This is a genomic window from Lactococcus muris (assembly GCF_042849115.1).
Taxonomy (GTDB): domain Bacteria; phylum Bacillota; class Bacilli; order Lactobacillales; family Streptococcaceae; genus Lactococcus; species Lactococcus muris.
In genome coordinates, this window is the sequence record NZ_BAAFQO010000006.1 from 100,636 (window position 1) to 113,247 (window position 12,612).

Genomic DNA, 12,612 nt, shown 5'->3' on the forward strand with positions numbered 1-12,612 from the left:
ACAGTTTTTCTTTTGTTAAAGTGAAAGAATAGGAAATGGTAGCATGAGTAACAAGGATTTCGGTCTAATTTTGCTTTCTCTTAATCTAGAAACAGAGGGAAGCAGGAGAAAAAATATCCTGTATTGTCGTGTATGATTTTTATATTTTTCATGTTGTGTGTTGCACTAATATTCTATTTTTTGAACTCTAACTTATCCAGAGACCAAGCCACTTTTGTTACATAACAGCACTCCAATATTTCATCTTAAGACTTGTGCTATAATAGAAGATAAAATCGCATAGAAGAAAGCTACAAGGTTAATAATGAAACTCACAACAAATGCAAGGAGACTTAAGGGAACTATCACAGTCCCTGGAGATAAATCAATCTCACATCGTTCGATTATGTTTGGTGCTATTGCTCATGGACAGACACGGGTGCATCACATTTTGAGAGCAGAAGATGTTACAGCAACCATCCAAGCTTTTCAGGCTTTAGGTGTCAAGATTGAAGACAATGGAAAAATGGTCTGCATTCAGGGGAGAGGTTTTGAGGGGTTAAAATCTGCTCGAAAGCCTTTGAACATGGGGAATTCGGGAACATCTATGCGCTTAATGTCTGGAATTTTAGCAGGTCTACCTTTTGAAACTGACATGTATGGCGATGCCTCTCTTTCAAGACGACCTATGGATCGTGTTGCCCAACCTCTAACACTGATGGGCGCGGAAATTGAGGGAGAAGGCGAACGCTTCCTTCCCCCTTTGAAAATTCGCGGGGGACATTTGAAACCAATAAACTACCAGCTTCCAGTAGCTTCTGCACAGGTTAAGTCTGCTTTGATATTTGCTGCCCTACAAACGGAAACAGGTCAAGTGTCAGAAATAGTTGAAAAAGAGCTGACCCGTAATCATACAGAGGAGATGCTTCAACAATTTGGTGGAAGGATTGAGATATCTGGTAAGAGAATTTTAGTTCCTGGTGGACAGAAACTAGAAGGACAAGAGATAACTGTGCCCGGAGATATATCTTCCGCAGCCTTCTGGATTGTAGCAGCTTTGCTTATCCCAGAAAGTAATATCCAGCTCAAAAATGTTGGTATAAATCAAACCCGAACAGGAATTCTTGATGTCATTGAAGATATGGGAGGACAAGTTGAAGTATCCGAACGGACAGAGCTATCAGCAACACTTAAGGTAAAGCACAGTGCCCTAAAAGCAACGAAAATATCTGCCGCCTTAATTCCAAGGCTTATTGATGAGCTACCTATTCTTGCGCTCCTAGCAACTCAGGCTGAGGGAAAAACGGTCATTACGGATGCTGAGGAACTTAGAATAAAGGAAACAGATCGAATTGCGGTAGTGGCAGATACTTTGCAAGCTATGGGAGCCAATGTCCTACCTACAGCAGATGGCATGATAATCAGAGGCAAAACAAAGTTGCATGCGCCAAAGAAGAAGATTAGTACATATGGCGATCATCGTATAGGTATGATGACTGCCATTGCAGCTCTTCTTATCTCAGAAGGAGAGGTCAGTCTAGAAGGAAGTCAAGCCATAAGCACAAGTTATCCAGGTTTTTTTGATGACATGGAAACTTTACTTGCTGGGAGCAGAGAGGATAGGGAATGGCAGTGATTTTAATAGGCTTCATGGCTGCCGGCAAATCAACTGTCGCAAAAGCTCTTGATAAAGAAAATTTTGTTGATCTTGATAAGGAGATTGAAAAAGAGGTTGGCATGACTATTGCACAGTTTTTTCAAGAATATGGAGAAGATAAATTTCGGAAAATTGAAAGGGAAAAACTTGAAGCGGCAATTCTCTCAGGCTTTAACGTAGCTACAGGTGGTGGCATTGTCAACTTGATTGAAAATCGCAACTGTTTGAAAAAACTGGGAAATGTTGTTTATCTGAAGGCAGATTTTGAAACCCTTTATGAGCGCATTTTATTGGACAAGGAGAACAGTCGTCCCTTGGCTTTCCAATCAAAGGAAGAAGTTAAAAAACTTTTTGCTCAGCGTGTCAAATTTTACGAAGAGGTAGCCGATATTGTTATTGAAACTCGGGGCAAAGGTCCAGAGGAAGTAGTCAAAGAAATTCAGGAGTTGAAATGAAAATCTATTTTGTTAGACATGGAAAAACACAGTGGAATTTAGAAAAAAGGCTCCAAGGGCAGAAGGGGGATTCGCCTCTCTTGCCTGAATCTTATGAGGCCATTGCGCGTGTCAGTGAAAAACTGTCGCAGATTGTACGATTTGATAGGGTTATTTCAAGTCCTCAAGCTCGAGCGATTACTACAGCGGAGCTCTTGACTGATTTGCCAGTTGAAAAAGATCCTCGCCTGTCTGAGTGGAATTTTGGCCAACTTGAAGGTCAGCTTGTTGCAGATGCACTCTTAAAATACCCAAAAGAAATGTATGCATCTCGGAATGAGCTACAAAACTTTGACGGTCGACATTTTGGGGCTGAAACGGTTGAACAGGTTTTAAATCGTTTTGACAGCCTAGCGCTAGATTTGCGTAAGGATGAAGCTGAAAATATCCTACTTGTCGGGCACGGTGCTTCTGGAACAGCAGGTATGCGGCATCTGGCAGGGTTTCCCATATGGGAATTGCGCGCAGCAGGAGGCTTAGCGAACAACAGTGTAACTGTCTTGGAAGCAAAGGATAAAGGCTTTCAAATCACTCATTGGAATCAAGAATTATGACAGAAAAAATATATTTTACAGGAACCATTGCGGCTATTTTTTTCAGCAATCCTAGCAATTTTTACAAGGTTCTTTTGCTGGAAATTGATGAAACAAACAGCGATTATATAGGCTATGAGATTGTCGTGACAGGAACGATTGGCGACCTGATAGAGGGAGATACTTATACGTTTTATGGGCAGATGACAACTCATCCAAGGTATGGGGAACAGTTACAGGTAGAAACTTATGAGAAAGCCGTACCAACCAGTGCTGCAGGCTTAATCAAGTATTTTTCATCAGATAAATTTCCAGGTATTGGTAAAAAAACGGCCGAAAAAATCGTTGCGCGATTTCCTGAAAATACTGTAGACAGCATTTTAGGTGCTCCTGAAGAGTTAGGAGAAATACTGCCCCTCGCAAGAAAAAATTCATTCATTAAACGCCTGCGTGACAATCACGGTGTTGAAAAAATACTGTCCAAGCTAGCTGAGTATGGTATTCCAAGCAAGCTACAATTTCAGATTCATGAGCTTTACAAGGATGAAACATTAGAGATTATTGCTAAAAATCCCTATCAGCTGGTAGAAGATGTAAAGGGTATCGGTTTTAAAACAGCAGATCAAATTGCTCAAGAGTTAGGGATTGCAGCCGACAGTCATGCGCGTTTTAGGGCAGCTTTAATGCACGTGGTGAAGACACAACCGATGATTACAGGGGATACATATATCGAAGCACATGACCTTTTGCTGGAAACTATTCAACTTTTGGAGGACTCCAGACAAGTTGAGATTGCGCCAGAATATGTAGCTGAAGAAATCAACCCTCTTTTAGAAGAAGGAAAAATTCAGCAAGAAGAAACAAAAATATTTGAAAACTCGCTTTACTTTGCTGAAGAAGGCATCAGTGCCTCTTTAAAAAAACTGATTCAACCCAGTTCGCAACCTTTTTCAGATGAGAAAATTCTGGAGCAGATTGGACAGGTTGAGCATGATTTGGAGATTACATACGATAAGCTACAGAAAGAAGCAATTATTCAAGCGCTAAAAAGTCAATTCTTTATTTTAACTGGTGGACCTGGGACAGGGAAAACAACGATTATCAACGGTTTTATTGAAACATATGCGAAACTTTATGGTATTGATCTGGATCCCGAGAACTATCATGATGATGTTTTTCCCATACTTTTGGCTGCACCGACAGGGAGAGCAAGTCGACGGATGAATGAGCTGACTGGCTTGCCAGCAGCAACTTTACATCGTCATTTGGGTTTAAATACAGATGAAGCTATGGACACAGAGAGTAATCTTCTTTCAGGTTCCCTGCTCATCGTGGATGAGTTTTCAATGGTGGATACTTGGTTAGCAAATAAACTTTTGCAAGCCATTCCGCCTTCCATGAAGGTTCTTTTTGTGGGCGATGCGGATCAGCTCCCTTCTGTTGGTCCCGGGCAAGTTTTTGCGGATCTCTTAAAAATATCTGAGATACCTTCAGTAAGATTGGATAAAATATTCCGTCAGGGGGAAGAGTCAACCATTATTGATCTTGCACATGAAATTAGGGAAGGACGCTTGCCTCAAGATTTTACCAGCCGTCATCCAGACCGCTCCTACTTTGAAGCGAGTACAAGTCAGGTGGCAAATCTGGTGACCCAGGTTGCAACAGCTTGGAAAAAAAGAGGAAACAATCCTTTTGAGCTACAGGTTTTGGCACCGATGTACAAAGGAATGGCAGGAATAAACACACTCAATGCTTTACTCCAAGAACTTTTCAATCCTTTAGAAGGAAGACAAGAGTTTAACTATCAAGATGTTCATTTTCGTCAAGCAGACAAGGTTTTACATCTGGTTAATGATGCAGAATGCAATGTTTTTAATGGGGATCTAGGAGTAATCGTTAAGCTGGTCCCTGCCAAGCATACGGAAAGCAAACAAGATGAAATTGTAATGGATTTTGATGGTCAAGAAGTGACTTATCCTCGCGCCGAGTGGTATAAGATAACGCTTGCTTATGCCATGTCTATTCATAAGTCGCAAGGGAGCGAGTTTTCAACAGTCGTTGTTCCGATGGTTTCTTCTTATTCAAGAATGCTGGAGCGAAACTTACTTTATACGGCCATCACGCGTGCCAAACAGAGTCTCATCCTTATTGGAGAGCAGAGAGCATTTGCTCAGGCTGTACAAAAAGAAAGTGCCAACCGTAAAACTTATTTGATTGAGCGCTTTTCTGGTAAATCTGAAGTGCTGGATAAGCAGCCAAAACCTCAGATGGAGCTTGTTACTGCGGAGAAGAAGGAAAGTTCCACAGTAGAAGAAATTTCACTTTTTTCAGAAGAAGACATATCTGAAAATTTGGTGAAAGAGCCCTTTCTTACTACAGCTTTAATCGCTTCGGGAGATTTTGACCCTTTGATTGGTTTGACAGAAGAAGATTTCCTTATTTTCAAATAGAAAAAAAGACTTGCTTATCCATTCTGAGCAAGTCTTTTTCTTAGATAGGGAGATGGCGTTTAAAGTATTTACGCGTTTTCCATTTGAAACGTGCAGTTTCTATACCTTCAGTCATTGCGACATAATCATCTGCTAGAGTAACTACCCAGCTTTCCTTGTAACGCGGTGGCGCAAGCGTTGCGCCCCACATATGTTTAACAATACAATCGTATTCAAGATCTGAAAGTGTTGTGATTTTTGCAGCATTACGTGCAGCAATGCGTGGATGAACATAGGCATGACTTTTGTTAAACTTAGTGTCGCGCCAATCGTAGTAGAAGAGGTCATGCAAAAGCCCTGCACGTGCAGCTGACTTTGCATTCCAGCCCATTTTTTTACAAACTAAATAACTTACATAACTCACTTTTATAGAGTGAATCAAACGTGTTGAAGTATAGTGATGTGTGATTTCATCAAGCTGTTTCAGTTCTGGCATCTCAAGAAAGTGACCAACGTAACTCATAAATTCAGCATCTGTCAACCAAGGATTTTCATCTAATTTCATATTCATATTATAGCACCAATTGATAAAATGTAAATAGCAATATGCAATTTGTCCAAATAAAAAAAGGAAAATAATTGGATTTTATTCAGACAAACAGTTGCTAAAAAGCCAAAAATCCTGTATAATTTATAGGTATTACAAAAATTTGGAGGAAATAATGGCTAATATCAAATCTGCAATCAAACGCGCTGAATTGAACGTGGCTGCTAACGAACGCAACTCACAACAAAAATCTGCAATGCGTACTGCAATCAAAAAATTTGAAAAGGCACCAAGTGAAGACACATACAAAGCTGCAAGCTCTGCGATTGACAAAGCTGCATCAAAAGGTCTCATCCATGCGAACAAGGCTTCACGTGACAAGTCACGTTTGGCTGCTAAATTGGGCTAATTCTTAAACTACAAGAAATATTCCTATCAGATGATAGGTTTCTTTTTTTTACTTTTTATATTACAATATAGTTACAAAAGCTTTTTTTAAAACATATACTTGACAGTTCTGTTATAAATGTTATAATTAGTTTATGAATAAATAAGAAAAAAATAAGGAAAGCAGAAACAACCATGCTAAAAATTTATACAGTAACGACATGTAGCTCATCTAAAAAGGCAAAAGAGTGGCTGGATGAACACCGGATTGAGTATCAAGAGATTAATTTGTTGACGGATAATATCGAAAAGCAAGAGTTTCTTAATATGCTCTCATTAACAGAAGAAGGAACAGGTGAAATACTTTCAAAGCGCAGCCGAATTTATAAAAAAATTGCAACAAGACTAGATGAACTTTCCTTAGGAGAACTCGTTCGCTTTATAGATGAGAATCGCTCTGTCTTACGACGTCCTTTGATTGTCAATGACAAATGTCTTCAGGTTGGTTATAACGAAGATGACATTCGTAAGTTCCTACCAAGAACAGTACGTCGTGTGGAGATGGCTAATGCCAGTGAAAGCATTCGTAGTATTGCTCTTGGAGGTAAATTTAAAATTCAGGCGAGTTAAAAAGTAAACATTTAGTCGCTCACACTGAGTGCTACTCTATTCATATTTGATTAAAGAGGTGATGTTAACCTCTTTTTTCTATCAAAAATATCAGCATAGCAACATTTCCATATTAAAATTTATAATAGTAACTGTTGTTGGATAAGAAAAGATAAATGATATAATGAATGGATAAATTGTTATCAGTTTTGAGAAGAAAATACGCTAGAAAGCAGAAAAGGAAGGAGAAGGAAGCGGTGAGAAAAAAGTAAATCAACTGCTGTTTACTTTTGCGACCATTTCCAAAAATTAAATGACGTTTGAAACAGAGAAAGTTGACTTTAAAAAGACGGAGAAAAAGTTTTATTATCCGAAAAAGGTAGAGGCGATTATGGTTCCAGAGATGACTTATTTAACGGTTTCAGGAGCGGGTGAACCCGCAGGAGAGACTTTTCAGAAAGCGATTGCTTCCCTTTACCCTGTTGCTTATACGATTTCCATGTCTTATAAAAAGGAAGATTGCAAAATTCCTAATTTTTACCGTTTTGTTGTGCCTCCTTTGGAAGGACTATGGACGAGTAAAACTGTTCCCAAGAAAGGCGAACCTTTAAAAAAGGAGGACTTTGTTTGGAAAATAATGCTTAGAATGCCAGAGTTTGTCACCAAGGAAGTTGTAGAGTGGGCCAAAGAAGAAGCAGAGCGAAAAAAGAAACAGGATTTTTCTCATGTAAAATATGAAAAAATAGAAGATGGTTTTTGTGTGCAGGCTCTACATAAGGGATCTTTTGACGAAGAGGCTCATACTTTTGCTCAGATGGAAGAATTTGCAGCTGCCGAAGGACTTCAACTCATCCACAAAGCCTATCATCATCGTGAGATTTATCTCAGCGATTTTCGAAAGACCGCACCGGAAAAACTAAAAACAGTGCTTCGACAGTACGCCAGAACTAAAGAAGAGGATAAAATATAAACAGCTTTTTTCTGAATAGATGACACGTCTAGGAATTTAAAGTGTACAAGAGTATTTATCAAACCATAGGTAGCTTATAGATGCATGTATAGTTAAGTCCAAAAATATTTGTCCAATAGATGAGCAGCAGCCCCCTTGACTGTCGTTGAATTTTATTTTCAGTGTTTTCTTATGACATTGAGAAAGATAAAACGTCCTGCCTTGTCATTTTTATATGAATAATAAAGAGTTCCAGTTAGCATCTTTCTAGAATCGTCAAAGAGGTTGGTAAAATATAAAACCTCGTAGCGCTACAAGCGAAGTATAAAAACAGACTAAAAAGAAAGGTTTATACGGGTGGGAGCTAGCCGATAATATAAAAATAAGGTAAAATAGAAGGAAAATATCCTAGTGTGAGTGTTTTGTGACTTGGCAATAGGTTATCTACTACAAGGAGGTTGAACAATGAAAAAAACAGACTGGAGTCGTCCTTTGAGAGAACGATTGCCTGAAGAGTATTTTCGAAAAATAGTAGCTTTCATTAATCATGCTTATTCCCAAGGAGAAGTTTATCCACCTGAGGATAAGATTTTTCGGGCAATTGAACTTACTTCTTTAGCGGAGGTAAAAGTTGTCCTTGTTGGACAAGATCCCTATCCGCAGCCTGGAAAAGCACAGGGACTAAGCTTTTCATACCCAGCTTCATTTGTTGTTCACCGTCCGGATTCTATTGTTAACATTCAGAAGGAACTTCAAAGTGAAGGTTTTGATAAACGAGATTCAGATTTGACCCATTGGGCCGAACAAGGGGTATTGCTCCTTAATGCTGTTTTAACGGTTCCTAAATTAAAGTCCAATGCCCATAAAGGAAAAATATGGGAACCTTTGACAGATGAAATTATCAAAATTGCTTCAGACGACGACCGCCCTAAAGTCTTTTTGTTGTGGGGAGGAGATGCGCGAAAGAAAGCCAGACTTATTGATTCGGATAAACATTTGATTATTGAGTCTGCTCATCCTTCTCCGTTGTCTGCTGCGCGTGGATTTTTTGGCTCTCGTCCTTTTTCAAGAGCGAATGCATTTTTAGAGCAAACAGGTCAAACAGGAATAGACTGGTCAAAATAAGAAAAATATGAAAAGAGTTAAAAAATAGGACGTTAGTCGGATGACAGTCCTAGAAAATTTTGGTAGAATAGTCCTAATGATAGAATTAAAAAGGAGAAATCATGGAAAATCCATTTATAAATAATCAGAACAGTAGCCAGGTGTCGTTAAACCAATTCTTTGCACGCATCTATGGAATTGTGGGGATTGGGGTTGCCGTTTCAGCACTCACATCTTTTTTGACAATTAATGTTTTCTGGGAAGCAGCTCAGAACTTGGTGCATCGTGCAGGCTTTGGAATGCTTGTTATTTGGTTCCTGCCACTTATTCTTATTTTCCCAATGCAAAATGCAGCCATGAAAAATAAACCTACCGCTTTACCGATGTTTATCGGTTTCTCGGTAATGATGGGCTTCATGATGAGCTTTACGATTGCTGCTTACACAGCTTCTGATGTTACTCTAGCCTTTGTTTCCACTGCGGGTATGTTCTTTGGTCTTTCTGTTTATGGGCGGACAACTAAACGTGACTTGTCAGGCATGGGACGTGCTATGATGGGAATGCTGATTGGTTTGATTATTGCAGGTGTTATTAACATCTTTTTAAGAAGTCCAATGGTTGTCTTTGTTTCATCAATCATCAGCGTACTTGTTTTCAGCGGTTTGATTGCGTGGGACAACCAAAAAATTGAGCAGGTATATCGTCAAAACAGTGGTAACGTAAGCAATGGCTGGGCAGTTAGCATGGCCTTGTCACTTTATCTTGACTTTATTAACCTTTTCCTCTCACTTTTGAGAATTTTCGGAATCATGGGAAGTAGTCGTGATTAATGAATACCAAAAAGAGATAGAGATGCTTTTGTCCCTATCTCTTTTTATTTATGGCTTATATCCAGTTTTCAACCTAGGTGTTGAAAACGCGAAAGTTCTCTGGTTTAAGGATGATTTTTATTACTGATACAGCAACTTTTTTATTTATTCCAGCACTCGATAGGTCTGATTTCCAAGTTTGGGATCAAAAATAAAAATATGAGCAATGCTTTATCGTCATTCCCCAAGCACAGCAGGGATTTTTCTTCCAGCGGTTGCCCTATTTTTTGAATCTGACTCTTCTTGTGTCTATTCCCTTAGCTCCGTTGTAGCATTCTTCCATAGAAAAAAGACAAAATCCAGAGACTTTGTCTGTAATCTGCCTTTATCAGAAATGATAAAGCTTTTTATATTTTAAAGTAACTTTGAAAAGGAGATGTGTGGAAAGTGCTATTTCAAGAAGAGTTCTTCAAGCTTTCTAGCAACACCGTCTTCATCATTTGTCCAAGGAATAATTTCGGTGGCATGGGGCGTGAGGCGAGAAGAAGCATTTTTCATTGCATAAGCCTCTTCTGCCAGCTTAAACATCTCAATATCATTGTGTTCATCACCAAAAGCAATCAAATTTTCTTTGGGAATATCTAAAACTTTGAGGAGATGTTTGAGACCTGATGCTTTGCTCACTCCCTTAGGGACAATTTCAAGAATGCCATTTGGTCCTCCCCATCCGCTTACGCTGACTTTTCCATTATAGTGATCTTGAATCTGCTTGGCCAGGCGAAACTTGTCTTTGACACGCGTTGAAAGAAGAACGGCATGAGGGTTGTCATCCAGACGATCAGCACGAAGACGGTTATAAGGATGAAATTTTTCTACACCAAACAATTTTGGCTCGACATAGCGAAAGCTGTTGAGGAAAAACTTCCGGCGGTACTCGACAGCAAAAAACTCCAAATCAAAATTTTGTTGATGGCGCAAAAAATCAAATACAAATGAGCGATCAATATAATGTCCTTTTGTGTGCTCCCAATTACGGTTATCGGGCATAGAAATCAAGGCACCATTAAAGTTAATCATGGGGCTTTTAAGTTCTAATTCACGATAAATATCTAAGGACATACGAAAAGGGCGACCTGTCGAGATACAGATAATGTGTCCTAATTCTTCGATGCGTTTGAAGACATATTTTGTATAGCGGCTGATAGTTTTGCCATCACTGTGAAGTGTCGTTCCGTCAAGATCGATGGCAATGAGCTTTTGATTGTTCTTGTCCATGGAAGTTGTTCTGCTTTCTAAACATAATACACTGTCATTATAACAGCACAAGTGCGGAGGGTTTATCCGTAGAAATTCAAAACGATCACCTTTGAATTTCGCTGTTATAATTTTTTTATGAAGAGGGATTTCTTTACCTTCTACTTACAATTAGTGCTAGAGATATTATAACATAATCGTAAATGGCTTAATAAAGAGAGATTTACTTTTTTAAAGTTAGCTATTTCCGAATAATGCAGCAACTAATCTGAAGAATAGCTTAAAATGAATTGAAAGTGAACTTGAAAGACATTAGAATAGGGATGTAGAAATAATTATTTTTTTAACATTAGAAAAAGGGAGATTATCCTCGTGAACAAGTTCTTTAAACTTGAAGAAAACGGCACAACAGTTAGCCGTGAAATTATGGCAGGTATTACCACTTTCTTTGCCATGAGCTATATTTTATTTGTTAATCCTGATGTTTTAGGAACAACAGGCATGCCAGTTCAAGCAGTCTTCTTAGCGACTATCTTGGCTTCAATTGTTGGCTCTGTAGCCATCGGTTTAATCGCTAATGTCCCGTATGCTCTTGCGCCAGGTATGGGTATCAATGCCTTTTTTGCTTATACGGTCGTTATCTCTCTTGGTTATACTTGGCAAGAAGCCTTGGCCATGGTCTTTATCTGTGGGATTGTCAATATTATTATTACCTTTACTTCTATCCGTAAAGCAATTGTCTTAGGTATTCCAGAAAGTTTGCAACATGCTATTGGTGGAGGTATTGGTATCTTCATCGCTTACATTGGTATTAAAAATGCAGGAATTTTGGAATTTATTGCTTCACCAGGGACTTATTCAGATAATCACGGGACGATTACAGCGGATTCAACAATTGTTCCAGGACTTGTGAAATTTGATAATCCAGGTGTCTTAATCGCTCTTGTGGGCATTGTGGTAACGATGTTCTTTGTGCTTCGCAAATGGAAGGCTGGAATCCTCCTTTCAATCGTAGTGACTACTGTTCTTGCGCTCGTGACAGGTGTTACAAAGGTTGATATGAATACGCTTTTCTCAGACAACAATCTTGGAACAGCTATAAATGAGATGGGGACCACATTTGGTGCTGCACTTGGCTCACAAGGTTTGTGTAGTCTGTTTTCTGACTCCTCACGTATCATTGAGGTGCTAATGACGATTCTAGCATTTTCTTTGACTTCTATCTTTGATCCGATTGGTACTTTTATTGGTACAGGACGCAGTACAGGGATTTTCTCTGATCAAGATTTTGAAGACATGGCTAATAGCAAAGGTTTCTCATCTAAGATGGATAAAGCGCTCTTTGCGGATATGATTGCAACGCCGATTGGGGCAATTTTCGGTACGTCAAACACAACTGTATATGTAGAATCAGCAGCAGGTATTGGTGCAGGCGGACGTACAGGTTTAACTTCAATCGTTGTTGCTGGAATGTTCGCAGTTTCTAGCCTATTTTTGCCCTTACTGGCTATTGTTCCAACACAAGCAACAGCCCCAATCTTGATTATTGTGGGTATGATGATGCTGGGCTCCTTTAAAGAAATCAATTGGTCTGAGTTGAGTGAAGCTATTCCAGCTTTCTTCGCTTCTGTATTTATGGGATTGGGCTACTCTATTTCATATGGGATCGCTGCTGGGTTTATTACATACATCTTCTCTAAACTTTTCACAGGTAAGATTAAGGAAGTCAAACCAATTATTTGGATTGTAGCCTTCGCCTTTGCATTGAACTTCGCAGTATTGGCTATTCTCTAAGGACCTAGATTATAGTCTAATTTATGAGAAACATCCGCTTTTTAAGCGGGTTTTTATGTTAAAATGA

General features: G+C 39.1%; 12 protein-coding genes. 10 read left to right on the forward strand and 2 right to left on the reverse strand.

Annotation, left to right across the window (positions count from 1 at the left end):
- The first annotated feature begins 304 nt into the window (after nt 1-304).
- Genes aroA through recD2 form a run of 4 tightly spaced genes read left to right on the forward strand, consistent with a single transcriptional unit; the run spans nt 305 to nt 5,113 of the window.
- The gene (gene aroA / locus ACGHCK_RS05125) at nt 305-1,615 is read left to right on the forward strand and encodes a 3-phosphoshikimate 1-carboxyvinyltransferase (RefSeq protein WP_251422355.1); all 1,311 of its coding nucleotides are present in this window, start codon (nt 305-307) and stop codon (nt 1,613-1,615) included.
- Nucleotides 1,606-2,091, forward strand: a complete 486-nt coding sequence (locus ACGHCK_RS05130) for a shikimate kinase (protein ID WP_251422352.1) — start codon at nt 1,606-1,608, stop codon at nt 2,089-2,091. Before aroA ends, ACGHCK_RS05130 begins: the two co-directional genes overlap by 10 nt.
- The gene (locus tag ACGHCK_RS05135) at nt 2,088-2,684 is read left to right on the forward strand and encodes a histidine phosphatase family protein (RefSeq protein ID WP_251422349.1); all 597 of its coding nucleotides are present in this window, start codon (nt 2,088-2,090) and stop codon (nt 2,682-2,684) included. The genes ACGHCK_RS05130 and ACGHCK_RS05135 overlap by 4 nt, the downstream gene beginning before the upstream one ends.
- Complete coding sequence (gene recD2 / locus ACGHCK_RS05140) at nt 2,681-5,113, forward strand: SF1B family DNA helicase RecD2 (protein WP_251422346.1); 2,433 nt, start codon at nt 2,681-2,683, stop codon at nt 5,111-5,113. The genes ACGHCK_RS05135 and recD2 overlap by 4 nt, the downstream gene beginning before the upstream one ends.
- Nucleotides 5,114-5,153: 40 nt before the next feature.
- Here the strand turns inward: recD2 and ACGHCK_RS05145 are convergent, their stop codons facing one another.
- Entirely contained in the window at nt 5,154-5,663 is a 510-nt protein-coding gene (locus ACGHCK_RS05145) for an HD domain-containing protein (protein WP_202230909.1), read from the reverse strand.
- Between the two features lie 151 nt (nt 5,664-5,814).
- On the opposite strand from ACGHCK_RS05145, the gene rpsT reads away from it, so the two are divergent.
- The 5 genes from rpsT (at nt 5,815) to ACGHCK_RS05170 (ending at nt 9,518) form a co-directional block, all read left to right on the forward strand.
- On the forward strand, nt 5,815-6,048 hold the full coding sequence (rpsT, locus tag ACGHCK_RS05150; protein ID WP_202230910.1) for a 30S ribosomal protein S20: 234 nt from the start codon (nt 5,815-5,817) through the stop codon (nt 6,046-6,048).
- Between the two features lie 173 nt (nt 6,049-6,221).
- A complete protein-coding gene (locus ACGHCK_RS05155; RefSeq protein WP_202230911.1) occupies nt 6,222-6,656 on the forward strand; it encodes a Spx/MgsR family RNA polymerase-binding regulatory protein in 435 nt (144 codons plus the stop codon).
- A gap of 292 nt (nt 6,657-6,948) precedes the next feature.
- Entirely contained in the window at nt 6,949-7,605 is a 657-nt protein-coding gene (locus tag ACGHCK_RS05160; RefSeq protein WP_251422343.1) for a GyrI-like domain-containing protein, read from the forward strand.
- Nucleotides 7,606-8,049: 444 nt separating this feature from the next.
- Nucleotides 8,050-8,709, forward strand: coding sequence for a uracil-DNA glycosylase (locus ACGHCK_RS05165; protein WP_251422341.1), 660 nt, complete (start codon nt 8,050-8,052; stop codon nt 8,707-8,709).
- Between the two features lie 101 nt (nt 8,710-8,810).
- On the forward strand, nt 8,811-9,518 hold the full coding sequence (locus tag ACGHCK_RS05170) for a Bax inhibitor-1/YccA family protein (RefSeq protein WP_202230914.1): 708 nt from the start codon (nt 8,811-8,813) through the stop codon (nt 9,516-9,518).
- Nucleotides 9,519-9,947: 429 nt separating this feature from the next.
- Here ACGHCK_RS05170 and ACGHCK_RS05175 read toward each other — a convergent pair whose 3' ends face one another.
- Nucleotides 9,948-10,772, reverse strand: coding sequence for an HAD family hydrolase (locus tag ACGHCK_RS05175; protein ID WP_202230915.1), 825 nt, complete (start codon nt 10,770-10,772; stop codon nt 9,948-9,950).
- A gap of 351 nt (nt 10,773-11,123) precedes the next feature.
- Between ACGHCK_RS05175 and ACGHCK_RS05180 the strand changes: the two genes are divergently transcribed.
- The gene (locus tag ACGHCK_RS05180; RefSeq protein WP_251422335.1) at nt 11,124-12,545 is read left to right on the forward strand and encodes an NCS2 family permease; all 1,422 of its coding nucleotides are present in this window, start codon (nt 11,124-11,126) and stop codon (nt 12,543-12,545) included.
- The last annotated feature ends 67 nt before the right edge of the window (nt 12,546-12,612 follow it).